This is a genomic window from Pseudomonas koreensis (genome assembly GCF_036668835.1).
GTDB classification, from domain to species: domain Bacteria; phylum Pseudomonadota; class Gammaproteobacteria; order Pseudomonadales; family Pseudomonadaceae; genus Aquipseudomonas; species Aquipseudomonas koreensis_I.
On sequence record NZ_JAZEVW010000008.1, the window covers coordinates 194,993 to 219,698 of the forward strand.

The window sequence follows — 24,706 nt, forward strand, 5'->3', positions numbered from 1 at the left end:
TTTAGACGACGAGGTTGTTCATCTCGCAGTACTCATCCCATTCGACACCCAATACTTCAGCCGCCTCTTTATGCAGTACGAGACGTTGGGCCTCGAACTCCTCCGGCGTGCTCGTGTACTTGAGCGTCAACTCCCAAGGCTGCAAACCCTGAGCCTCGGCTTCGTCTTCAAAAGCCCACTGAATCTGGTCTTTCTGATCATCGGGACTGAGATCCTTGATCTCTTCCAGCAGTTGCGGCGCATCAAGTTTGTACTTTTCCAGCGCTTGTTCGTGACGCTGCTCTTGAGTTAATTCAGTCATGGCGTTCTCGTTGATCTTAAGAATGGAGGATGGATCTGGATCATCAAGGATCTCTCTGACGCGGCTTGGCCGGCCTTCGGAACCATTCGGGATCATCTGAAAACTGCTAAGCGATGCTCATGCAGGCACCGAATATAGGACGTTTGCATGACGAATTACACGGCTCTTTACATCTCTGGTGCAAAAAGCTGACTTGCGGAACATAAATGCCGATCCCGAGTCATAGCCATGTGCCACTTCGGCACACATCATGCTGTTCACAAGGAAAACCAGTGATGCGCAGCTTCTCGAAAATCTCCGCTGTTGTCTCCACTACCGCTTTGATTGCTGCCCTGGTCCTGCCGGCAAGTGCCATGGCCGTTGAGCTGAGTTCCAGCAGCCCGTCCTATGGCGACAAGGTTTCACTGATCCACAACGATTATGGCAAGACCGTCGTGATCAAAAGCGATATCAGCATCGATGAGCTGCAAAAGATGCGCGACACCCTCAATGATCAATCGCGCCAGATCGAAGAGCTCAAGCGAAGCGGCGGTTCCAGCTCAAACTCCAGCAGCAGGGAGTTGGACGAACTGAAGAACAAGGTCAAGGAACAGGACCGTGAACTGGAAACCCTTGGCCGCCAGGTTGAAGACCTCAAGCGCAACAGTGGCTCCAGCTCCAATTCCAGCAGCAGCGAGATTTCGAATCTGAAGCAGAAGGTCAACGATCAGGATCGAGCCATGGATCAGCTCAAACGTACCGTCGAGGATCTGAGCCGCAAGGTGAAATAAGCGAGGGATGGTGCCCGAGACAGGAATCGAACCTGCGACCTTCGCGTTACGAGTGCGCTGCTCTACCGGCTGAGCTACACGGGCGATGGGCTAAAACTAGCACCGCTGTTGTGGTCCGGCAACTTCGCAGAATGTCCGGGTATTTCGCAGGCAAAAAAATGCCCCGCCGTTTGCACGGCGGGGCATTTTCATTGCGCTACAGGCTGGGGGTGATTAAACGCCCGAAGCCTTGGCAGCTGCCACGTCTTTGATGGACAGCTTGATACGGCCGCGGTTGTCCACGTCCAGTACCAGCACTTCCACTTCCTGACCTTCTTTGAGGATGTCGGTGACTTTCTCTACGCGAGCGTCGCTCAGCATCGAGATGTGCACCAGACCGTCCTTGCCCGGCAGGATGTTGACGAACGCGCCGAAGTCGACGATGCGCTCAACCTTGCCGACGTAGATCTTGCCGATCTCGGCTTCGGCGGTGATACCCAGAACGCGCTGACGAGCAGCTTCTGCAGCTTCCTTGGTTTCGCCGAAGATCTTGATCGAACCGTCGTCTTCGATGTCGATCGAGGCCTTGGTTTCTTCGCAGATCGCACGGATGGTCGCGCCACCTTTACCGATAACGTCACGGATCTTGTCGGTGTCGATCTTCATCGCGATCATGGTCGGTGCGTTGGCCGACAGTTCGGTACGCGACTGGCCAATGATCTGGTTCATCTGACCGAGGATGTTCAGGCGCGCTTCCAGGGCCTGGCCCAGAGCGATCTCCATGATCTCTTCGGTGATGCCCTTGATCTTGATGTCCATCTGCAGCGCGGTCACGCCTTTGGCGGTACCGGCTACCTTGAAGTCCATGTCGCCGAGGTGGTCTTCGTCACCGAGGATGTCGGTCAGGACGGCGAACTTCTCGCCTTCTTTAACCAGACCCATGGCGATACCGGCAACCGGTGCCTTCATCGGCACACCAGCGTCCATCAGAGCCAGGGAAGCGCCGCAAACGGAAGCCATCGAGCTCGAACCGTTGGATTCAGTAATTTCCGACACCACGCGAATGGTGTACGGGAACACGTCAGCGGCTGGCAGCATGGCCGAAACCGAACGACGGGCCAGACGGCCGTGACCGATTTCGCGACGACCGGCACCACCCATGCGACCACACTCGCCCACCGAGAACGGCGGGAAGTTGTAGTGCAGCATGAACGGGTCTTTTTTCTCGCCTTCCAGGGTGTCCAGCAGCTGTGCATCACGGGCGGTGCCCAGTGTTGCAACAACCAGCGCCTGGGTTTCACCACGGGTAAACAGTGCCGAACCGTGAGTCTTCGGCAGAACGCCGACTTCGATGTTCAGCGGACGTACGGTACGGGTGTCGCGGCCGTCGATACGTGGCTTGCCGTTGACGATGTTTTCGCGAACGGTGCGGTATTCGATTTCGCCGAAAGCGGCTTTGACTTCGCTGGACGAAGGCTGGCCTTCTTCACCGGACAGCTTGGCAACCACCTGGTCACGCAGCTCGCCCAGACGCGCGTAGCGATCGGCCTTGATGGTGATGGTGTAAGCCTGGGAGATCGCGTCGCCGAACTCGGCACGGATCGCGCCCAGCAGTTCGGTGGCTTCAGGCGCAGGAGCCCAGTTCCAGGTTGGCTTGGCAGCTTCAGCGGCCAGTTCTTTAACGGCGTTGATCACCACCTGGAACTCGTCGTGGGCAAACAGTACCGCGCCCAGCATCTGGTCTTCGGTCAGCTCTTTGGCTTCCGATTCAACCATCAGTACGGCGTCGGAGGTACCGGCAACGACCATGTCCAGGCTCGAAGCGGCTTGCTGTTCGTAAGTCGGGTTCAGCAGGTAGCCGGTGCTTTCATGGAAAGCCACGCGCGCGGCGCCGATCGGGCCGTCGAATGGAATGCCGGAAATGGCCAGGGCAGCCGAGGCACCGATCATCGCAGCGATGTCCGGATCGGTCTTCTTGCTGGTGGAAACGACGGTGCAGACAACCTGCACTTCGTTCATGAAGCCTTCAGGAAACAGCGGACGGATCGGACGGTCGATCAGTCGGGAAGTCAGGGTTTCTTTCTCGGAAGGACGGCCTTCACGCTTGAAGAAACCGCCAGGGATCTTACCGGCAGCGTAAGTCTTTTCCTGGTAGTGAACGGACAGAGGGAAAAAGCCCTTGCCCGGATCGGCTTGCTTGGCACCGACAACAGTCACCAATACGCTGACGTCGTCGTCAACGGTGACCAATACTGCGCCGGAGGCCTGACGGGCGATACGGCCAGTCTCGAGGGTAACGGTCGACTGACCGAACTGGAATTTTTTGATTACCGGGTTCACGGTGTCCTACCTTCTTTGTGGCTCTTGGGGAAAACGGTTTCTTGCGAATTCTTGGGCAATCTCGGGAATCGGCCCGATGTGTATTGTCCGGGTGCTACAGGTAAAGCCATGCCGCAGATAAAACTTGAGGCTGGGAGCCTGCAAGGCGCCAGCGGCGAACCGCTGACGACTTGCAGACAACCAACCTCATAGCGCAATCGCTGATTAGCGACGCAGACCCAGGCGAGCGATCAGAGCGCTGTAACGGCTCACGTCCTTGCCTTTCAGGTAGTCCAGCAGCTTGCGACGCTGGTTTACCATGCGGATCAGACCACGACGGGAGTGGTGATCTTTACCGTTGGCCTTGAAGTGACCTTGCAGTTTGTTGATGTTGGCGGTCAGCAGTGCAACTTGCACTTCTGGCGAACCAGTGTCACCAACAGCTTGCTGGTAGTCAGCAACGATTTGAGCTTTTTCTTGAACGTCGAGAGCCATGAGGCAATCCTTCCTTATCAGGAAACTGTTTCAAAAAAACAGTTTCAACAGGCCAGGGACAAATCCCTGTATCTATAAATGAGTCGTGACCGTGCCTGTTGACAGCCACACTCGCCGACCTGCTGTGACACAGGCCGGTTCCGGTCATTCCGACCGAATCAAGCGACGTGGCGCGATGCGCCCGTCTTCGCTCACTTCACCGATGCCGATGAAGCGACCATTGTGATCCTGTACCCGTACCATGCCGAACTTCGGGGCATCCGGGGCACGTACCGGCTGGCCGTTGAGCCAGTAGAACGCGCTCGCTTCCGAGAAATGCAGCAACGGCCAATCCTGCAGGCCGCTGTCCGATGGCATCAAAAAGCGATCGACCGCTTCGTTGCCGCCTTCGGCATGTACCGCTTCCAGCTCTTCGAGGGTCACCGTCTGCGCGAGGGTGAAAGGCCCGGCCTGGGTACGGCGCAATTCTGCGACGTACGCACCACAACCGAGTTGCTCGCCGATATCCTCCACCAGGGTGCGGATATAGGTGCCCTTGCTGCAGTCCACCGCAAGACGCGCAGTATCGCCTTCGAAGGCCAGCAATTCCAAGCGCGCAATAGTAACAGAACGCGGTTCGCGCTCCACTACTTCGCCTGCACGGGCCAGCTTGTACAGCGGCTGGCCATCACGCTTGAGCGCCGAGTACATCGGCGGTATCTGACTGATTTGGCCGCGAAATTTCGGCAAAACCGCTTCGACATCGGCGCGACCAACGGTCACCGGACGTTCCTGCAAAACTTCACCTTCGGCATCGGCCGTGGTTGTAGTCTTGCCCAGTTGCGCCAGGGTCTCGTAACCCTTGTCGGAATCGAGCAGATACTGCGAGAACTTGGTCGCCTCGCCAAAGCACAACGGCAGCACACCGGTGGCCAGCGGGTCGAGGCTGCCAGTGTGACCGGCCTTCTCGGCATTGAGCAGCCAGCGCACCTTTTGCAACGCGGCGTTGGAGGTGAACCCCAGCGGCTTGTCGAGCAGAATGATGCCGCTGACGTTACGACGGATACGTTTGACCTGAGCCACCGAGTTACTCCTTGGTGTCTTCAGGTGCAGGCGCCGCGACGTGCTGATTGTCTTCAGCCACGGCGCGCTCGATCAACGCCGACAAATGCGCGCCACGCACGACGGATTCGTCGTAGTGGAAGTGCAATTGCGGCACGCTGCGCAGCTTCATTTCACGGGCCAGTTGCATGCGCAGGAAACCTGCGGCGGCATTAAGCACCTTGATGCTTTGCGCGATGTCTTCGGCGTTGTCCTGCCCCATCACCGTGATGAAGATCTTCGCATGACCGACGTCACGGGAGACTTCCACTGCGGTGATGGTGACCAGACCCACGCGCGGGTCTTTGACTTCACGACGGATCAACTGGGCCAGCTCGCGCTGCATCTGATCGCCGATACGTTGGGTGCGGCTGTATTCTTTTGCCATGATTTGTTACCTGTTACTGCCCAGCGGTGAAACCCGCAAGGTCTGAAAGCGGCAAACGCCCGGCCTGACAAATGCCAGACCGGGCGTTGCGTTTAGAGTCCGGACGCTGCACCGCGCATTTGCATGCTACGGCGCATCGTGGCCCTTGAAGTGCGCGAGTCAGAGGCTGCGAGCAACCTGAACCTTCTCGAAGACTTCGATCTTGTCGCCGACTTTGACGTCGTTGTAGCTCTTCACGCCGATACCGCATTCCATGCCGGCACGTACTTCGGAAGCGTCATCCTTGAAGCGGCGCAGGGATTCCAGCTCGCCTTCGAAGATAACGATGTCTTCACGCAGTACACGGATCGGACGGTTACGGTGCACAACACCTTCGATCACCATGCAACCGGCGATCGCGCCAAACTTCGGCGAACGGAACACGTCACGCACTTCGGCCACACCCAGGATGTTCTCGCGAACATCGCTGCCGAGCATGCCGGTGAGGGCTTTCTTGACGTCTTCGATGATGTCGTAGATCACGTTGTAGTAACGCATGTCCAGACCTTCCTGCTCGACGATCTTCCGTGCGCCAGCATCGGCACGCACGTTGAAGCCGAACAGTACAGCGTTGGAAGCCAGTGCCAGGTTGGCATCGGATTCGGTGATGCCACCGACGCCGCCGCCCACTACGCGCACTTGAACTTCGTCGTTGCCCAGGCCATTCAAGGCGCCGTTCAACGCTTCCAGCGAACCACGGACGTCGGATTTGAGGACGATGTTGAGCGTCTTCTTCTCGGCCTGCCCCATGTTTTCGAAGATATTTTCCAGCTTGCCGGCGTGAGCGCGAGCCAGTTTGACTTCGCGGAACTTGCCTTGACGGAACAGAGCCACTTCACGGGCTTTCTTCTCGTCGGCAACCACGCTCATCTCGTCGCCAGCGTCCGGGGTACCGTCCAGGCCGAGAATCTCGACCGGGATGGAAGGACCGGCTTCCTTGATCGGCTTGCCGTTCTCGTCGAGCATGGCACGCACACGACCGTAGTTCGAACCGACCAGAACCATGTCGCCTTGACGCAAGGTACCGTCTTGAACCAGCACGGTGGCTACCGGGCCACGACCTTTGTCGAGACGCGATTCAACCACCACACCACGGCCAGGAGCCGATGGAGTCGCTTTCAGTTCGAGAACCTCGGCCTGCAGCAGAACGGCTTCAAGCAGCTCGTCCACGCCAGTACCCATTTTGGCGGATACTGGTACGAATGGAGTGTCGCCACCCCACTCTTCGGAGGTCACGCCGTGAACCGACAGTTCGCTGCGGATGCGATCGAGATCGGCGCCCGGCTTGTCGATCTTGTTCACTGCAACCACCAGAGGCACGCCAGCTGCCTGGGCATGCTGAACCGCTTCGATGGTTTGCGGCATCACGCCGTCGTCGGCTGCAACCACGAGGATCACGATGTCGGTCGCCTTGGCACCACGGGCACGCATTGCGGTAAACGCAGCGTGACCCGGGGTATCGAGGAAGGTGACCATGCCGCGATCAGTCTCAACGTGGTACGCACCGATGTGCTGGGTGATACCGCCGGCTTCGCCAGCAGCTACCTTGGCACGACGGATGTAGTCGAGCAGGGACGTTTTACCGTGGTCAACGTGGCCCATTACGGTCACGACTGGCGCACGGGAGAACGACTCACCTTCAAACTTCAGGGACTCGGCCAGGGAGTCTTCCAGGGCGGTGTCGCTGACCAGGGTCACTTTGTGGCCCAGTTCTTCGGCTACCAGTTGAGCAGTTTCCTGATCAAGCACCTGGTTGATGGTCGCTGGGGTACCCAGTTTGAACATGAACTTGATGATTTCAGCCGCTTTGACCGACATCTGATTGGCCAGATCGCCAACCGTGATGGTCTCGCCGATCTGCACGTCACGCACGACAGGGCCGGTAGGGCTCTGGAAACCGTGGGCGTTGCGCTTCTTCAGCTTGGCCTTGCCGCGACCACCGCGACGGAAGCCATCGCTTTCTTCGTCGGTAGTGCGTGGCGCCACGCGTGGAGCCGGGGCTTTTTCCTTGACCGATGCGCGATGCGGAGCGTTTTTACGCTCGCCATCACCACCGCCGCTGCGACGATTGTTGTCGTCGGCACGCGGCTTGTCCGGACGGCGCTGTTCGTTCTGCTTGTTGCGAACGTCAGCAGACGGCGCTGGAGCAGCAGCCACCGGCTCGCTTTCGCGCACAGGTTCGGCCACTGCAGCCGGTGCCGCAGCGGCGTCGCTGGCAGCGGCTTGCGCAGCAGCAGGCTGGCGGCGCGCTTCTTCTTCGGCGCGCTGCTTGGCTTCTTCTTCAGCCTTCTGACGGGCAGCATTTTCTACTGCGCGACGCTCATCCAGTTCACGCTTGCGCTCGGCTTCGATTTCTTCCGGGCTGCGCTGTACGAAAACTTTCTTCTTGCGAACTTCTACGCTGATGCTCTTGCTACCAGCCACACGCAGGGTGCTGGTGGTTTTACGCTGCAGCGTGATCTTGCGTGGTTCTTCCACTTTCGCCTTGTGGCTGCTTTTCAAGTGAGTCAGCAGGGACTGCTTCTCACTGTCAGTCACATTTTCGTCGGCGGCGGTGTGCGGCAGACCTGCCTCACGCATCTGCTGCAACAGGCGCTCTACCGGTGTTTTGACCTCATCGGCCAGTTGTTTCACCGTGACTTGCGTCATGCACTTCTCTCCTCAGGCCGCGCCTAATTACTCGAACCAGTGGGCTCGGGCGGCCATGATCAACTTGCCGGCACGATCATCGTCAATGCCGTCGATGTCGAGCAGGTCGTCAATAGACTGCTCGGCCAGGTCTTCGCGGGTAATTACGCCGCGCACCGCCAGTTCCATCGCCAAATCCTTGTCCATACCCTCAAGCGAGAGCAGGTCTTCGGCCGGATGGGCGTCTGCCAGCTTTTCCTCAGTAGCGATGGCTTTGGTCAACAAACGATCCTTGGCACGAGCGCGAAGCTCGTCGACGATATCCTCGTCGAAGCCGTCGATGTTGAGCATCTCCTCCACCGGTACGTAGGCAATCTCTTCCAGGCTGGTGAAGCCTTCGTCAACCAGCACCTGCGCCAGCTCTTCGTCGACTTCCAGCTCGTCGATGAAGTTGCGCAGGATATCGCCGGTTTCCGCTTGCTGCTTGGCCTGGATGTCCGATTCGGTCATCACGTTCAGGGTCCAGCCAGTCAACTGGCTGGCCAGACGCACGTTCTGCCCACCGCGACCAATGGCCTGAGCCAGGTTATCTGCGCCAACGGCGATGTCCATGGCATGGGCATCCTCGTCGACGATAATTGCCGCAACCTCGGCCGGGGACATGGCGTTGATCACGAACTGGGCCGGGTTATCGTCCCACAGCACGATGTCAACACGCTCGCCGCCCAACTCGCCCGACACTGCCTGGACGCGCGAACCGCGCATACCGATGCAAGCGCCCTGCGGGTCGATGCGTTTGTCCTTGGAGCGAACGGCGATCTTGGCGCGCGAACCCGGATCACGGGACGCTGCCATGACTTCGATCAGGCCTTCGGCAATTTCCGGCACTTCGATGCGGAACAGCTCGATCAGCATCTCCGGCGCGGTACGCGACAGGATCAGCTGCGGGCCGCGGTTCTCGGTGCGGATTTCCTTGAGCAGCGCACGCAGACGCACGCCGACACGGAAGGTTTCGCGAGAGATGATGTCTTCACGGGCCAGCAACGCTTCTGCGTTGTTGCCCAGATCGACGATCACATTGTCGCGGGTAACTTTTTTCACGGTGCCGGAGATGATTTCTCCCAGGCGCTCGCGATAGGCGTCAACCACTTGAGCGCGCTCGGCTTCGCGAACTTTCTGCACGATGACCTGCTTGGCAGTCTGTGCAGCGATGCGGCCGAACTCGATGGATTCGATTTTTTCTTCTACAACGTCGCCGACCTTGGCGCCCGGATGCGTTTCGGCAACCTTGCTTGGCCAGGTTTCGATGGCCGGATCGTCGAGATCATTCTCTTCAACGACCGTCCAGCGACGGAAAGTCTCGTAAGAACCGGTGTGGCGGTTAATTTCCACACGCAGGTCCACTTCGTCTTCAAAACGCTTTTTGGTAGCAGTGGCCAGAGCCAGCTCCAGCGCTTCAAAAATTACGCTTGCCGGTACGCCCTTTTCATTGGATACCGACTCAACAACCAGCAGTACTTCTTTGCTCATCGTACGCCTCGCCTTTCGCAAGCCATTGGATCCGCGGGATCCGCGTCTCAGTCAAAACTGGGAATAATGTTGGCCTTGTCGATCATATCGATCGGCAACAGGAATTCATGGTCATCTACCTGCACCACGACGTCCTGCTCTTCTACACCGCGCAGAAGGCCCTGAAAGTTGCGCCGACCTTCAAAAGGCGAGCGCAGCTTGATCTTCACTTGTTCACCGGCAAATTTTGCAAACTGCTCAAGAGTGAACAGCGGGCGCTCCATGCCAGGCGAGGAAACTTCAAGGGTGTATTCAACGGAGATTGGATCTTCAACATCCAGTACACCGCTGATCTGACGGCTGACAATGGCGCAATCGTCCACCAGCACGCCGCCCTCTTTATCGATATAAACGCGCAACATCGAGTGCCGACCCTGAGCCGAAAACTCGATACCCCAGCATTCATAGCCCAGGGCCACGACCACCGGGGCCAGCAAGGCCTGCAACTCTTCTAGCTTGCTCGACACCTGAACCCCCTAGTGCATGATATGTGCATGCTTTGCAAAATAAAAAAATGGGCATAACGCCCATCCTTGAAACGCCGTCGAACAGCGGCATTGAAAGTGTCCAGCTAACAAAAAGCCCCTGAAAAGGGGCTCCTTAAACTGGTTGCGGGGGCCGGATTTGAACCGACGACCTTCGGGTTATGAGCCCGACGAGCTACCAGACTGCTCCACCCCGCGACAAAGCTGGGGCGGAAGTATACGACCGATCCCTTATAGGGTCAATGTAACCTTCCACCTGCAAGAAAGCCCGCAACAGCGGGCTCTCCTGACTAATTGGTACCGAGAAGGGGACTCGAACCCCTACACCCTATGGGCACAACCACCTCAAGGTTGCGTGTCTACCAATTCCACCACCTCGGCAAAACTACGTTTGGAACCCTTCTTACTTCTGCTCTTGAGCTGGAGGTACGTCAGTCGCTGGAATAGCCGACTTTTGCTCTTGAAGCACCGGGACATCATCAGAAGCCGGCTGTTGTTGCTTAGGTACTTCCAACACTGCTGGATCTGGCAAACCTGCTTGAGTCAGCTGATGAGCCTTCTCTTTAGCAAAGTAACCTAACCCCAAGCTGGTTATGAAGAAACCGGCGGCAAGTATAGCAGTAAACTTACTAAGAAAGGTAGAGGAACCTTGGCTTCCGAACACAGTATTTGAAGCACCTGCTCCGAAAGACGCGCCAGCGTCCGCACCCTTACCCTGCTGCAGCAAAACCAGAGCAACTACGCCCAATGCACCCAGCAGATGAAAAACGACTACGACTGTTTCCAGCATTTTCTCAGTTTCCCGCGGCGCGACAAATCGCACCGAACTCATCTGCATTCAGGGAAGCTCCACCAATGAGCCCCCCATCGATATCCGGCATGCCGAACAGTTCGGCCGCATTGGCCGCCTTCACGCTGCCGCCGTATAGAAGCCGCACACCTCGTGCGACTTCAGAATTCTCTGCCGCCAACTGCTCGCGAATGGCTTTATGCACATCCTGAGCCTGTTGCGGCGTTGCAGTCAGTCCGGTACCAATAGCCCAGACAGGCTCGTAAGCAATGACTGCCCTGGCAAAGGCACCGACACCCAACTCCTCGATGATACTGCCCAGCTGACGCCCGACAACCTCAAGAGTTTTACCGGCTTCACGCTGCTCGAGGGTTTCCCCTACACACAACACCGGAATCAAGCCGCATGCCTGTGCCGCTGCGAACTTGCGATTCAACATCCCGTCGCGCTCGCCCATTATCTGGCGGCGTTCGGAGTGCCCGACAAGCACCAGGGAACAACCTGCATCCACCAACTGACTGGGAGCAATCTCACCGGTCAGTGCACCTTGCATGGCTTCCACCGCAGAATTCTGCGCGCCGACCGAAATCGACTTGCCTTTCAAGCCATCAATCACTTGATTGATATGCAAGCAAGGCGGGAATACCGCGACATCAACACCGCTTGGCAAGGCCAGATGACGAAGGCCGTTGATCAGCTCAGCGACGCTGGCGCGGGTACCGTGCATCTTCCAGTTACCAGCTACCATAGGGCGACGCATGCTGTACCTCGTCGGTCAAAGTGGGCGCAGATGTTACCCAAGAGAGTGAAGGCTGGCAAGCCGAATCAGGCAGAAACTTCAGTTACCAGTTTTGCCAGTTCTTCGGCATAGCCGCGAACCTGAGTTTCGTCCTCGCCTTCAACCATCACGCGCACCAAAGGCTCTGTTCCCGACTTGCGCAAAAGCACTCGACCACGACCGGCCATTGCCTGGGTTACACGCGCACTCGCCTCTTTGACAGCCGGGTGCTCCAGCGGGCTTTCGCCGCCACCGAAACGCACGTTGATCAGCACCTGAGGACATTTGCGCAGCGCCTGACGGGTTTGCGCCAGACCCTCATTACGGCTCTTCAGCGCCATCAGCACCTGCAACGCCGCGATGATCGCGTCACCAGTAGTGGTGTGATTGAAGCACACGACATGCCCGGAATTCTCGCCACCCACCAACCAGTTGCGCTCAAGCAGCTCAGCAATCACATAGCGGTCACCGACGTTGGCCCGAATAAACGGGATGGACAGATCGGCAAGCGCCAGCTCAAGACCCAGATTACTCATCAAGGTGCCGACGACGCCGCCCTGCAACTTGCCGCGCTCATGCAGATCACGGGCGATGATGAACAGCAAATCGTCGCCATCGACAATGGCGCCGGTGTGATCGACCATCAGAACGCGATCGCCATCACCATCGAAGGCGATGCCCAGATCAGCGTGCTCAGCCAACACCGCAGCCTGCAACGGGCCCATATGGGTCGAGCCGCAGTTATCGTTGATGTTCAGACCGTTAGGCTGCGCCGACAGCACGACCACTTCTGCGCCCAACTCGCGGAACACGCTTGGCGCAACCTTATAGGTCGCGCCGTGTGCGCAATCGATGACAATTTTCATACCGGAAAAACTGGTGCCGGTCGGCACACTGCTTTTGCAGAATTCGATGTAACGGCCGGATGCATCGTTGATTCGCGACACTTTGCCGATCTTGCTCGACTCAACCACCGTCATCGGCGCGTCGAGCAACTCTTCGATCATCAGCTCTAACTCATCCGGCAGCTTGGTACCTTTGCCGGAGAAGAACTTGATACCGTTATCGTCGTGCGGATTGTGCGAGGCACTGATCACGATCCCGGCCTCGGCCTGGAATGTGCGCGACAAATAGGCAATCGCCGGCGTCGGCATCGGGCCGAGCAACATCACATCGGCGCCTGCCGATGTCAGGCCCGCCTCGAGAGCCGATTCGAACATGTATCCGGAAATACGCGTGTCCTTGCCGACCAGCACCTTGCAGGCGCCCATCTTGCGGAACGCCATGCCGGCGGCCCAGCCGAGCTTGAGCATGAAGTCAGGAGTGATCGGGTACACACCGACCCGGCCACGAATGCCGTCGGTACCAAAGTATTTTTTGCTCATAAACGCTCCATCATTCTTATTCGGCTGATTCTACGGCCGCGATCATCCGCACCACATCTACCGTTTCCGCCACATCATGGACGCGCAATATACACGCACCTTTTACCGACGCCAGCGCAGCAAGGGCCAGACCGCCATGAAGACGCTCGCCCACAGGGCGATTCAAGGCCTGCCCGATCATGCTCTTTCGCGAAACACCCACAAGCAAGGGTCTGCCCAACGCATGCAGGGCTTCCATGTGTTTGAACAAGCTTAGATTGTGCTGCAGGGTTTTGGCGAAACCGAAACCGGGATCGAGAATGATTCGCTCGGCAGGAATACCGGCCGCCGCACACTGCGCCATGCGCCCGGCGAGAAACTCACCCACTTCCCGCGTGACATCCTGATACTGCGGGTTGTCCTGCATGTTTCCAGGCTCGCCGAGCATGTGCATCAGACACACCGGCAAACCGGTAGCCGCTGCTGCATCCAGCGCACCATCGCGCTGCAGCGAACGGACATCATTGATCAGGCCGGCGCCGAGTCGCGCGGTTTCGCGCATGACCGCTGGCGTCGAGGTATCGACCGAAATGATCACATCGAGCTCGCGATTGATCAGCTCGACGATTGGCGCCACGCGCTCAAGCTCTTCCAGCGGTGACACCGCTCTTGCACCTGGGCGCGTGGATTCGCCACCGACATCGATCAGCGTCGCGCCGGCAGCCACCATGGCTTCAGCGTGACGCAAGGCAGCGTCCAGCTGGCTGTATTGGCCGCCGTCGGAGAAGGAATCAGGAGTGACATTGAGAATGCCCATGACATGCGTCCGGGCCAAATCAAGAACCCGGTTGCCGCAAGGCAACCGGGTCAGGGACTGTACAGAAGTCATTTCAAGCCTTAAACATCAGCAGCCGGACCGCCAATCGGTGTTTCCGGACGCTCGTCTCGGACTACTGGTGGTGGCGGAGTACCCGTGCCACCCGTCCAGTCGCGCGGCTCGCGAGGTGTACGCCCCGCCATTATGTCGTCGATCTGCTCAGCATCGATCGTTTCGTACTTCATCAGCGCGTCAGCCATCGCATCGAGCTTGTCGCGATTGTCGGTCAGGATCTGCTTGGCCGTGCCGTAGCAGTGATCGATGATGCTGCGCACTTCGGAGTCGATCAGCTTGGCAGTCTCACCCGAGAAGCTCGCTGCCTGACCACCGCCGCCGCGACCGAGGAACACTTCACCTTCCTCTTCCGCATACATCAACGGACCGAGTTTTTCCGACAGGCCCCACTTGGTCACCATGTTCCGTGCGATCTGACTGGCACGCATGATGTCGTTGGAGGCACCGGTGGTGACACCGTCGAAGCCAAGGGTCATTTCTTCAGCGATACGGCCACCGTACAGCGAGCAGATCTGACTGATCAGCGCACGCTTGGACAGGCTGTAGCGATCTTCTTCCGGCAGGAACATGGTCACACCCAGCGCACGACCGCGCGGGATGATCGAGACCTTGTAAACCGGATCATGCTCAGGCACTACACGACCAACAATGGCGTGGCCGGCCTCGTGATAAGCGGTGTTCTGTTTTTCTTTCTCGGACATGACCATCGATTTGCGCTCGGCGCCCATCATGATCTTGTCTTTGGCCAGTTCGAACTCTTTCATCTCGACGATGCGCTTGCCGCTGCGCGCAGCGAACAGGGAAGCTTCGTTGACCAGGTTGGCCAGGTCGGCACCGGAGAAGCCTGGAGTACCACGCGCGATCACCGCTGGAGCAACATCGTCACCCATTGGCACTTTGCGCATGTGGACCTTGAGAATCTGCTCGCGACCACGGATGTCTGGCAAGCCAACCACCACCTGACGGTCGAAACGGCCCGGGCGCAGCAATGCCGGGTCGAGAACGTCCGGACGGTTGGTAGCAGCGATGACGATGATGCCATCGTTCATTTCGAAGCCGTCCATCTCTACCAGCAACTGGTTGAGGGTCTGCTCACGCTCGTCGTGTCCGCCGCCCATGCCGGCGCCACGGTGGCGACCGACGGCGTCGATTTCGTCAATGAAGATGATGCACGGTGCGTGCTTCTTGGCCTGCTCGAACATGTCACGCACACGGCTGGCACCGACACCAACGAACATTTCGACGAAGTCAGAACCGGAAATGGTGAAGAACGGCACCTTGGCTTCGCCGGCAATCGCCTTGGCCAGCAAGGTTTTACCGGTACCCGGAGGACCGACCATCAGCACGCCGCGAGGAATGCGGCCGCCCAGACGCTGGAATTTGCCCGGATCACGCAGGAACTCGACCAATTCGCCAACTTCTTCCTTGGCTTCGTCGCAACCGGCGACGTCAGCCAGCGTGGTTTTGACCTGGTCTTCCGAGAGCAGGCGCGCCTTGCTCTTGCCGAAACTCATCGGCCCGCCCTTGCCACCGGCACCGCCCTGCATCTGGCGCATGAAGAACATGAACACCGCGATGATCACCAGGATCGGGAAGCTGGCCACCAGCAGTTGAGTCCAGATGCTTTGCTGCTCAGGCTGCTTGCCTTCAACCACGACATGGTTGTCGACCAGATCGCCGATGAGACCATTGTCCTGGATTGCCGGACGAATGGTCTTGAAGCTGTCGCCATCGGTGCGCTTGCCGGTAATCACATAACCATCAACGGCGACGCGCTCGACCTTGCCATCCTTGACCTGCTGGATGAAGTCGGAATAGTTGAGGGTCTGTGGCTCGTTAGGGCTGGAGAAGTTGTTCATCACCGTCACCAGGACAGCCGCGATGATCAACCACAGGATCAGATTCTTTGCCATATCGTTCAATTAACTACCCTCTGAAGCAAGCTCCGCTACTGGCGCGCGCTTCGCATGATATTCACCGGCCTAACTTACTACATTACCTACAACTCTGGCAGGCGCCGTCTGTAACCCTTTGTGAAACACTTTCCACACAATATTCGTTTATGCGCGCGGGGCAAAATATGAAAAAGCTATCGCCCCGCTGAAAAACCGTTTTTTATTCGCCGTTGCCGCGGTAACCCCAAGCCAGCATGTATTGCTCGCGGGAGCTGCCACGCGAAGAATCCGGCTTGATCATCTGGATCTTGTCGAATTTGCGACGAGCATCCTTCAGGTAAACATCAAACCCTTCGCCCTGAAAAATCTTGATGACGAAATTGCCACCCGGCTTGAGGATCCGTTCCGCCAGGTCCAGCGCCAGCTCGCACAGGAACATGGCCTTGGGCATATCCACTTCAGGCGTACCACTCATATTGGGGGCCATATCGGAAATCACAAGGTCCACTTGCGAATTACCGACGGCCTCAAGGATTCGGCCGAGTACCGAGTCCTCGGTGAAGTCCCCGTGAATGAAGGTGACGTCCGGAATGCTGTCCATTTCCAGGATGTCCGAAGCGATCAAACGCCCCTGACCACCGATCAGTCGACTGGTGACCTGCGACCAACCACCGGGCGCCGCGCCCAGATCGACAACGCTCATGCCGGGACGGATCAGTTTGTATTTTTCCTGGATTTCCAGAAGTTTGTAACTCGCACGCGAGCGGTAGCCATCCTTCTGCGCCTGCTTCACATAGGGATCGTTGACATGTCTTTTCAGCCAACCAAGGCTTGTCTTGGAACGCGCCATTGGGCACCTCGATGATAAGGGTCGTGATTAGTTGGGCGGATCCACGAACCCTCGGGTAAAATGGCCGCCATTTTACAGAATCCAGACGAAAGGGTCAGATTATGCCGCTCACTCCAGAGCAGAAGAAACAGTACAAATCCATTGGCCACCACTTGAAACCAGTTCTGACTGTGGCTGACAACGGTCTGACTGAAGGTGTGCTAGCCGAACTCGAACGCGCTTTGGCGGATCACGAGCTGATCAAGATCAAGCTCAACATCCTCGATCGCGAGTCGCGCCTGGCGCACATTGCAGAATTGTGCAAGGTCGGCAAAGCGGACCTGGTACAGGTCATCGGCAAGATGGCACTGGTGTATCGCAAGAACTTCAGCGTCAACAAGCAGCTGTCGAACGTTCATCGCTTCAAGTGATGACAAGGGTCAAGGGTGTGCTTCGCGCACCCTGGCACTCCAGCCCGGCACCGGCTGCATGACCAGCACCAGCCCGGAAAAACCCAGCACCAGATAACTGAACACCTGCCAGCGCTGCGCATCCGGCCAGCCGACACGCACGGCGACATACATCGCACACGCGTACAACGCCATCAGCAGCACCTGCCCGCGAAAATCCCGCCATAGACTGCCAGGGCCCTCGGCCTGTACCAGCACCAAAGCCTGAAAGATCACGCAAACTGCAGCGAAACCCACGACCAGCACCTCAAAGGCACCGGCGACTTCGTCGATCAGCAGCGGCGCCAGGCCAATCTGGCCCAAGGCCGGCTGCAAACCGAGATGAATCAACCATAGCCCGCCGACCCAAAGCATCTGGGCCAGCTGCCAAAGCATGGCGCCCGCATGTAGCGGGCGCCGTCTTTCAGATGTGACGAACTTCGACAATCTCGTACTCGATCACGCCGCTTGGCGTTTTGACGGCGACTACGTCCCCCTCTTCCTTGCCAATCAAGGCACGGGCCAACGGCGAGCCGACCGAAATCTTGCCGAGTTTGAAGTCAGCTTCATCCTCACCCACGATCTGGTAAGTGACGCTTTCGTCAGTCTCGACGTTGGCGATTTCGACGGTGGTCCCGAAAATCACTTTGCCGGTGTGCGGGATGGTGGTGACATCGATGACGACCTGATTCTGAATCCGGCCTTCGATGTCACGGATCCGCGCCTCGACCATGCCCTGCTGTTCGCGGGCGGCATGGTATTCAGCGTTTTCCTTCAAGTCACCCAATTCGCGGGCCGTACCGATGTCCTGGCTGAGCTTCGGACGGACGACCTTGGTCAGGTGAGCGTGTTCTTCTTCCAGGGCTTTGGCGCCCTGGACGGTCATTGGGTATTTGATCATGCCTTCAATCCTGCGTGTAGATCCTGCAAGCGACGCACGGTCTTTTCCGGACCGAATTTCAGCGCTTCGCAGATCGCTTCGCCCGCAGCAATGGTGGTGGTGCAGTAGATCTTGTGCTGCAGGGCATTGCGACGAATGGAGTACGAATCGGCGATCGACTGACGACCCTCGGTGGTGTTGATGATCAGTGTGACTTCGTCATTCTTGATCATGTCGACCACGTGCGGACGGCCCTCGGTTACCTTGTTCACGCGGCGCACTTTCAGACCTGCGGCTTCGATCAGCTTGGCAGTGCCGGCAGTGGCAACCACTTCGAAGCCCAAGTTGATCAGATCACGGGCCACGCCTGCAACCAGTGGCTTGTCGTCGTCACGCACGCTGATGAACGCAGTACCACCGGTTGGCAGCACTTCGCTGGCACCCATCTGGGCTTTGGCGAATGCTTCACCGAAGGTGTCGCCGACGCCCATCACCTCACCGGTCGACTTCATTTCTGGGCCAAGGATCGGGTCAACGCCAGGGAATTTGGCGAACGGGAACACCGCCTCTTTCACGCTGTAAAAGTTCGGAATGATTTCCTTGGTGAAGCCGATCTCTTTCAGAGTCTTACCGGCCATCACACGAGCAGCGATCATCGCCAGGGAAACACCGATGCACTTGGACACGAACGGTACGGTACGCGAGGCGCGCGGGTTGACTTCGATGACGTAGATGTCTTCCCCCTGCAAAGCCAGCTGCACGTTCATCAGGCCGACAACGCCCAGTTCCAGGGCCATTTTCTTGACCTGTTCGCGCATTTCGTCCTGGATGTGCGCCGGCAGCGAGTACGGCGGCAGCGAGCACGCCGAGTCACCGGAGTGAACGCCCGCCTGTTCGATGTGCTGCATGATCGCGCCGATCACCACGTCTTTGCCGTCGCAGACCGCATCCACATCCATCTCGATGGCGCAGTTGAGGAAGTGGTCGAGCAGCACCGGGCTGTCGTTCGACACTTGCACCGCGTCACGCAGGTAGCGCTTGAGCTCGTCTTCCTTGTAAACGATTTCCATCGCACGGCCGCCCAGTACGTAGGACGGACGCACGACCAGCGGGTAACCGATCTTCGCGGCAGCACGGACGGCTTCGTCTTCGCTGCGCACGGTGGCGTTCGGCGGCTGACGCAGGTTCAGACGCTCAACCATTTGCTGGAAGCGCTCACGGTCTTCGGCACGGTCGATGGCGTCAGGGCTGGTGCCGATGATCGGCACGCCAGCGGCTTCCAGCGCGCGAGCGAGTTTCAACGGGGTCTGGCCACCGTACTGGACGATCACGCCTTTCGGCTTCTCGACGCGGCAGATTTCCAGCACGTCTTCCAGGGTCACTGGTTCGAAGTACAGACGATCGGAGGTGTCGTAGTCGGTGGAAACGGTTTCCGGGTTGCAGTTGACCATGATGGTTTCGTAGCCGTCTTCGCGCAGGGCGAGCGCGGCGTGAACGCAGCAGTAGTCGAACTCGATGCCTTGGCCGATACGGTTCGGACCGCCACCCAGAATCATGATCTTGTCGCGGCCGGACGGCGCGGCTTCGCACTCTTCCTCGTATGTCGAGTAGAGGTAAGCGGTGTCGGTGGCGAACTCGGCGGCGCAGGTGTCGACGCGCTTGTAGACCGGGAACACTTCGAGCTTCTGACGATGCGTGCGCAGGTTCTTCTCGGTCACGCCCAGCAGTTTGGCCAGACGCTGATCGGAGAAGCCTTTGCGCTTGAGCTTGTACATCAGGTCGCGGTCGATCGAAGACAGACCGAGGGTCTTGACCTTCTCTTCGTCCTTGATCAGGTCTTCGATCTGCACCAGGAACCACGGGTCGATCATGTTCATGCCGAAGATGTCTTCGACCGACAGACCGGCGCGGAATGCGTCAGCCACGTACCAGATACGCTCGGCGCCCGGAACGGTCAGCTCGCGCTTGAGCACGCTCATGCTTTCCGGGTTGCTCAGGTCGAGTTTTTCGTCCAGACCGCAAACGCCGACTTCCAGACCGCGCAGGGCTTTCTGCAGGGATTCCTGGAAAGTCCGGCCGATGGCCATGACTTCACCCACCGACTTCATCTGAGTGGTCAGGCGTGCGTCAGCCTTGGCGAATTTCTCGAAAGCGAAGCGTGGCAGCTTGGTCACGACGTAGTCGATCGACGGCTCGAAGGACGCCGGGGTCTTGCCGCCGGTGATGTCGTTCGACAGTTCGTCGAGGGTGTAACCCACAGCCAGTTTGGCCGCGACTTTGGCGATCGGGAAACCGGTGGCTTTCGAAGCCAGCGCCGAGGAACGCGATACGCGCGGGTTCATCTCGATCACGACCATACGACCAGTGTTCGGGCAGATACCGAACTGCACGTTGGAACCGCCGGTTTCAACGCCGATCTCGCGCAGTACCGCCAGCGAGGCGTTACGCAGGATCTGGTATTCCTTGTCGGTCAGGGTCTGTGCCGGCGCCACGGTGATCGAGTCACCGGTGTGCACGCCCATCGGGTCGAAGTTTTCGATCGAGCAGACGATGATGCAGTTGTCCTTTTTGTCGCGGACAACTTCCATTTCATATTCTTTCCAGCCGATCAGCGATTCGTCGATCAGCAGCTCTTTGGTCGGCGACAGGTCCAGACCGCGGGCGCAGATTTCTTCGAATTCTTCACGGTTGTACGCGATACCGCCACCGGTGCCGCCCATGGTGAAGGACGGACGGATGATGCACGGGAAGCCCAGTGTCTCGAGGACGGCGTTGGCTTCTTCCATGCTGTGCGCGATGCCGGAGCGCGGGCACGCCAGGCCGATGGATTTCATCGCCTTGTCGAAACGCGAACGGTCTTCAGCCTTGTCGATGGTGTCGGCGTTGGCGCCGATCATTTCTACGCCGAACTTCTCCAGAACGCCTTCGCGCTCCAGGTCCAGGGCGCAGTTCAGAGCGGTCTGGCCGCCCATGGTTGGCAGGACGGCGTCCGGACGTTCTTTCTCGATGATCTTGGCAACGGTCTGCCACTTGATCGGCTCGATGTAGGTGGCGTCGGCCATGTCGGGGTCGGTCATGATGGTGGCCGGGTTGGAGTTCACCAGGATGACGCGGTAGCCCTCTTCGCGCAGGGCTTTGCAGGCCTGGGCGCCGGAGTAGTCGAATTCGCAGGCCTGGCCGATAACGATCGGGCCAGCGCCGAGAATCAGGATGCTTTTAATGTCTGTACGTTTTGGCATGGGTTGTCACTCAAATCCGCAGGTCAGTCGGCAAGCCGTCTTGATCGATTTCTGAAGTCCCGAAGGGGCCACCGGTGCCGGGGCCGCCCTCGAATACTTCTCTCTACAGTCTCAAGGCGAACGCTTAGCGTCGCTTGGCCATCTCGTTGATGAAGCGGTCGAACAGTGGCGCGACGTCGTTCGGGCCCGGGCTCGCTTCAGGGTGGCCCTGGAAGCTGAACGCACTTTTGTCGGTGCGTTCGATGCCTTGCAGGGTGCCGTCGAACAGCGATTTGTGGATCGCGCGAACGTTGCCCGGCAGGGTGGCTTCGTCGACCGCAAAACCGTGGTTCTGGCTGGTGATCATCACAACGCCGGTGTCCAGATCCTGCACCGGGTGGTTGGCACCGTGATGGCCGTGGCCCATTTTCACGGTCTTGGCGCCGGAGGCCAGAGCCAGCAGCTGGTGACCGAGGCAGATGCCGAAGACCGGGATTTCGGTTTCCAGCACGTCCTTGATCGCCTGGATCGCGTAGTCGCATGGCTCCGGGTCACCCGGGCCGTTGGACAGGAACACGCCGTCCGGCTTCAACGCCAGGACATCGGCTGCCGGAGTCTGGGCAGGCACCACGGTGACGCGGCAGCCGCGCTCGACCAGCATGCGCAGGATGTTGACCTTGACGCCGTAGTCGAAGGCAACCACGTGATACGGCAGCTCGGACGCTTCGATGGTCGCGTGGCTGTCGGTTTTCAGATCCCAGACCGTCGAGCGCCATTCGTATTGAGTCTTGGTGCTGACGACTTTCGCCAGGTCCATGCCCTTCAGGCCCGGGAAGCCTTGCGCAGCGGCGATGGCGGCTTCTTCGGAGATGTTGTCACCGGCCATGATGCAGCCGTTCTGCGCGCCCTTTTCACGCAGGATGCGGGTCAGACGACGGGTGTCGATACCGGCGATCGCCACGACATTGTTGGCTTTCAGGTAATCGGACAGCGACATCGTGTTACGCCAGTTGCTCGCTACCAGCGGCAGGTCACGGATGACCAGGCCAGCGGACCATACGCGGTCGGACTCGGCGTCTTCCGGCGTGGTGCCGGTGTTGCCGATGTGCGGGTAAGTCAGGGTAACGATCTGTTGGGCGTAGGAAGGATCGGTAAGGATTTCCTGATAGCCGGTCATTGCGGTGTTGAACACCACCTCACCAACGGTCTGACCGTCGGCTCCAATGGCTTCGCCGCGAAAAATGCTGCCATCAGCAAGGGCAAGTATGGCTGGCTTAGTCAAGAAGACCTCCCGTAAATAACGCATGAAAGGGCGATCGCAGGTTGTAAAAAAGCGGAGTGACGTATGGACACGTCACCCCGCTTCTTCACTGAATTATTCTGCGCGCTTTTAGTGGACACACTAAAGCTGTAGCTTACAGAAAAAGGCTTTTTTGGTCCACCGCTAAAGAGCCCTAAAGGCCGGAGAATGCGACAGGTCGTCGCCAAGCGGAGAAAAACCGGTGCAAACAGGGCGTTTGCACCGGGTTCAGCACTGCGTTAACGCAGCTCGAGCACGTCCTGCATGTCGTAAAGACCCGGCTCACGACCATCAAGCCACAGCGCGGCACGCACCGCACCCTTGGCGAAAGTCATACGGCTCGACGCCTTGTGAGTGATCTCCAGACGCTCGCCCTCGCAGGCGAACAGCACGGTGTGATCACCTACCACATCACCACCGCGCACAGTGGCGAAGCCGATGGTTTCACGCTCACGGGCGCCGGTGTGACCTTCGCGACCGTAGACCGCGACTTTCTGCAGATCACGATCCAGCGCACTGGCGATGACTTCACCCATGCGCAGCGCGGTGCCGGACGGCGCATCGATCTTGTGCCGGTGATGCGCCTCGATGATCTCGATGTCCGCTTCATCGCCCAAGACACGTGCCGCCATGTCGAGCAGCTTCAGCGACAGATTGACGCCGACGCTGAAGTTGGCCGCGAAGACGATCGGAATGTCCTTGCCCGCCTCGACCAGCAACTGCTTTTGCGCTGCGTCCAGCCCGGTGGTGCCGATGACCATGGCTTTGCCAGCCTTGCGGCAGAACGCCAGATTTTTCAACATCACTTCCGGCAATGTGAAGTCGATCAGCACATCGAACTCTTCCGCCACGGCTTCGATATGCCCAGACAGCGGCACACCGATACGCCCCAGCGAAGCCAGCTCACCGGCGTCGACGCCGATCAGCGTACTGCCGGGACGCACCACCGCGGCCGTCAGACCGGTCAGCGGCGCGCGCTGCTGCACGGCTTCGACCAGAATCTTGCCCATGCGCCCAGCAGCGCCCATCACAGCTATACGTCGCATGCCGACTCCTTACAGATCGCCGAAGAAGCGCTTCACACCGTCGAACCAACCGGTGGTTTTCGGCGAATGGCTGTTGTCGTCGGCCAGCGAGCTACGGAATTCTTCCAGCAGTTCACGCTGACGACGATTGAGGTTGACTGGCGTTTCGACCGCGACGCGGCACATCAAGTCGCCCGCACCACCGCCACGCACTGGCGCCACGCCTTTGCCGCGCACGCGGAACTGCTTGCCGGTCTGGGTGCCTTCAGGGATTTTCAGTTTGACCCGACCGTCGAGGGTCGGAATCTCCAGCTCGCCGCCCAGCGCCGCGTCGACGAAGCTGATCGGCACTTCGCAGAACAGGTGTTTGCCGTCACGCTGGAAGATGTCGTGTTCGCGGACATTGATGACCACGTACAGATCGCCCGTCGGACCACCCTGCGTCCCCGCCTCACCTTCGCCGGACAGACGAATGCGATCGCCGGTGTCGACGCCGGCCGGCACTTTCACCGACAGGGTTTTGTATTCTTCAACGCGACCGTCACCGTGGCACGAATCGCACGGGTCGGAAATGATCTTGCCCTGGCCATGGCAGCGCGGGCAGGTTTGCTGCACCGAGAAGAAGCCTTGCTGCATGCGCACCTGACCGATACCACCGCAGGTCGGGCAGGTCGACGGCGACGAGCCTTTCTTCGCACCCGAGCCATCGCACGGCTTGCAGTTGACCAGTGTCGGCACGCGGATATTCACCGAGGTACCGCGCACCGCTTCTTCCAGATTCAGCTCCAGGGTGTAGCGCAAGTCGCTGCCACGCTGAGCGCCGCCACGGGCACCGCCGCGACCGCCGCCGAAGAAGTCGCTGAAGACGTCGCCGAAAATATCGGAGAAGTTCTGCCCGCCAAAACCGGCACCGCCGCCACCCATGCTTGGGTCGACGCCGGCATGACCGTACTGGTCGTAGGCCGCGCGCTTGCTGGCGTCGGACAACACTTCATAAGCCTCGTTGGCTTCTTTGAACGCATCTTCCGAAGCCTTGTCGCCCGGATTACGGTCAGGGTGGTGCTTCATTGCCAGGCGGCGATAGGCCTTCTTCAGGTCCGCTTCGCTCGTGCCTCGCTCGACACCCAATACTTCGTAATAGTCACGCTTTGCCATAAGTTCTTTGCACTCTTAAGGACGTTCGGCAAACCCCTCCTGAGCCTCGCCAAACTCGTTGAGCCCCCATGAAGGCCC

Annotated in this window: 22 protein-coding genes and 3 tRNA genes; 2 read left to right on the forward strand and 23 right to left on the reverse strand. The window is 58.7% G+C overall.

The window, feature by feature from the left end; translation table 11 throughout:
- Position 1 precedes the first annotated feature (1 nt).
- Positions 2-301: a DUF6388 family protein gene (locus V6F91_RS21615; protein ID WP_064119459.1), complete on the reverse strand. Its 300-nt coding sequence runs from the start codon at positions 299-301 to the stop codon at positions 2-4.
- A 275-nt stretch (positions 302-576) separates the two neighbouring features.
- Here V6F91_RS21615 and V6F91_RS21620 point away from each other — a divergent pair, with 275 nt between their 5' ends.
- Positions 577-1,071 carry a hypothetical protein gene (locus tag V6F91_RS21620; RefSeq protein WP_332767999.1) on the forward strand — a complete coding sequence of 165 codons (495 nt, stop codon included), beginning with the start codon at positions 577-579 and terminating at the stop codon, positions 1,069-1,071.
- An 8-nt stretch (positions 1,072-1,079) separates the two neighbouring features.
- Here the strand turns inward: V6F91_RS21620 and V6F91_RS21625 are convergent.
- The 16 genes from V6F91_RS21625 to rlmE form a co-directional block, all read right to left on the reverse strand.
- Positions 1,080-1,155: transfer RNA gene (locus V6F91_RS21625), tRNA-Thr, on the reverse strand.
- Between the two features lie 129 nt (positions 1,156-1,284).
- Positions 1,285-3,390 (reverse strand): polyribonucleotide nucleotidyltransferase, encoded by a 2,106-nt coding sequence (pnp, locus tag V6F91_RS21630; RefSeq protein ID WP_332768001.1) that lies wholly within the window; start codon positions 3,388-3,390, stop codon positions 1,285-1,287.
- Between the two features lie 204 nt (positions 3,391-3,594).
- A complete protein-coding gene (rpsO, locus tag V6F91_RS21635; protein WP_011332409.1) occupies positions 3,595-3,864 on the reverse strand; it encodes a 30S ribosomal protein S15 in 270 nt (89 codons plus the stop codon).
- A 144-nt stretch (positions 3,865-4,008) separates the two neighbouring features.
- Positions 4,009-4,926 (reverse strand): tRNA pseudouridine(55) synthase TruB, encoded by a 918-nt coding sequence (gene truB, locus V6F91_RS21640; protein ID WP_024011571.1) that lies wholly within the window; start codon positions 4,924-4,926, stop codon positions 4,009-4,011.
- 4 nt (positions 4,927-4,930) lie between these two features.
- On the reverse strand, positions 4,931-5,332 hold the full coding sequence (gene rbfA, locus V6F91_RS21645; RefSeq protein WP_016771753.1) for a 30S ribosome-binding factor RbfA: 402 nt from the start codon (positions 5,330-5,332) through the stop codon (positions 4,931-4,933).
- 159 nt (positions 5,333-5,491) lie between these two features.
- The gene (gene infB, locus V6F91_RS21650) at positions 5,492-8,020 is read right to left on the reverse strand and encodes a translation initiation factor IF-2 (protein ID WP_332768006.1); all 2,529 of its coding nucleotides are present in this window, start codon (positions 8,018-8,020) and stop codon (positions 5,492-5,494) included.
- Positions 8,021-8,047: 27 nt separating this feature from the next.
- Entirely contained in the window at positions 8,048-9,529 is a 1,482-nt protein-coding gene (gene nusA, locus V6F91_RS21655; protein WP_208938784.1) for a transcription termination factor NusA, read from the reverse strand.
- Between the two features lie 47 nt (positions 9,530-9,576).
- Positions 9,577-10,035 (reverse strand): ribosome maturation factor RimP, encoded by a 459-nt coding sequence (gene rimP / locus V6F91_RS21660; RefSeq protein ID WP_007915250.1) that lies wholly within the window; start codon positions 10,033-10,035, stop codon positions 9,577-9,579.
- Positions 10,036-10,174: 139 nt separating this feature from the next.
- A tRNA-Met gene (locus V6F91_RS21665) sits at positions 10,175-10,251 on the reverse strand.
- A 97-nt stretch (positions 10,252-10,348) separates the two neighbouring features.
- Positions 10,349-10,434, reverse strand: a tRNA-Leu gene (locus tag V6F91_RS21670).
- 22 nt (positions 10,435-10,456) lie between these two features.
- Positions 10,457-10,843 carry a preprotein translocase subunit SecG gene (secG, locus tag V6F91_RS21675; protein ID WP_332768010.1) on the reverse strand — a complete coding sequence of 129 codons (387 nt, stop codon included), beginning with the start codon at positions 10,841-10,843 and terminating at the stop codon, positions 10,457-10,459.
- A 4-nt stretch (positions 10,844-10,847) separates the two neighbouring features.
- Entirely contained in the window at positions 10,848-11,603 is a 756-nt protein-coding gene (tpiA, locus tag V6F91_RS21680) for a triose-phosphate isomerase (RefSeq protein ID WP_332768012.1), read from the reverse strand.
- 65 nt (positions 11,604-11,668) lie between these two features.
- Positions 11,669-13,006 carry a phosphoglucosamine mutase gene (glmM, locus tag V6F91_RS21685; RefSeq protein WP_332768014.1) on the reverse strand — a complete coding sequence of 446 codons (1,338 nt, stop codon included), beginning with the start codon at positions 13,004-13,006 and terminating at the stop codon, positions 11,669-11,671.
- 16 nt (positions 13,007-13,022) lie between these two features.
- Positions 13,023-13,874, reverse strand: a complete 852-nt coding sequence (folP, locus tag V6F91_RS21690; protein ID WP_332768016.1) for a dihydropteroate synthase — start codon at positions 13,872-13,874, stop codon at positions 13,023-13,025.
- An 8-nt stretch (positions 13,875-13,882) separates the two neighbouring features.
- The gene (gene ftsH / locus V6F91_RS21695; protein ID WP_090281707.1) at positions 13,883-15,790 is read right to left on the reverse strand and encodes an ATP-dependent zinc metalloprotease FtsH; all 1,908 of its coding nucleotides are present in this window, start codon (positions 15,788-15,790) and stop codon (positions 13,883-13,885) included.
- A gap of 202 nt (positions 15,791-15,992) precedes the next feature.
- A complete protein-coding gene (gene rlmE / locus V6F91_RS21700; RefSeq protein WP_090281706.1) occupies positions 15,993-16,622 on the reverse strand; it encodes a 23S rRNA (uridine(2552)-2'-O)-methyltransferase RlmE in 630 nt (209 codons plus the stop codon).
- Positions 16,623-16,723: 101 nt separating this feature from the next.
- On the opposite strand from rlmE, the gene V6F91_RS21705 reads away from it, so the two are divergent.
- Positions 16,724-17,032 carry a YhbY family RNA-binding protein gene (locus tag V6F91_RS21705; RefSeq protein WP_003221534.1) on the forward strand — a complete coding sequence of 103 codons (309 nt, stop codon included), beginning with the start codon at positions 16,724-16,726 and terminating at the stop codon, positions 17,030-17,032.
- 9 nt (positions 17,033-17,041) lie between these two features.
- On the opposite strand, the gene V6F91_RS21710 is transcribed toward V6F91_RS21705, so the two are convergent.
- From V6F91_RS21710 to dnaJ, 6 genes are all read right to left on the reverse strand, one after another.
- Positions 17,042-17,446, reverse strand: coding sequence for an MFS transporter (locus tag V6F91_RS21710; protein WP_332768020.1), 405 nt, complete (start codon positions 17,444-17,446; stop codon positions 17,042-17,044).
- Between the two features lie 28 nt (positions 17,447-17,474).
- Positions 17,475-17,951, reverse strand: a complete 477-nt coding sequence (gene greA / locus V6F91_RS21715; RefSeq protein WP_332768022.1) for a transcription elongation factor GreA — start codon at positions 17,949-17,951, stop codon at positions 17,475-17,477.
- Positions 17,948-21,169, reverse strand: coding sequence for a carbamoyl-phosphate synthase large subunit (gene carB, locus V6F91_RS21720; RefSeq protein ID WP_332768024.1), 3,222 nt, complete (start codon positions 21,167-21,169; stop codon positions 17,948-17,950). Before carB ends, greA begins: the two co-directional genes overlap by 4 nt.
- Before the next feature lie 124 nt (positions 21,170-21,293).
- The gene (carA, locus tag V6F91_RS21725; protein ID WP_203420696.1) at positions 21,294-22,430 is read right to left on the reverse strand and encodes a glutamine-hydrolyzing carbamoyl-phosphate synthase small subunit; all 1,137 of its coding nucleotides are present in this window, start codon (positions 22,428-22,430) and stop codon (positions 21,294-21,296) included.
- 257 nt (positions 22,431-22,687) lie between these two features.
- A complete protein-coding gene (gene dapB, locus V6F91_RS21730) occupies positions 22,688-23,494 on the reverse strand; it encodes a 4-hydroxy-tetrahydrodipicolinate reductase (protein WP_090281703.1) in 807 nt (268 codons plus the stop codon).
- A gap of 9 nt (positions 23,495-23,503) precedes the next feature.
- Entirely contained in the window at positions 23,504-24,628 is a 1,125-nt protein-coding gene (gene dnaJ / locus V6F91_RS21735) for a molecular chaperone DnaJ (RefSeq protein WP_332768027.1), read from the reverse strand.
- Positions 24,629-24,706: the final 78 nt, after the last annotated feature.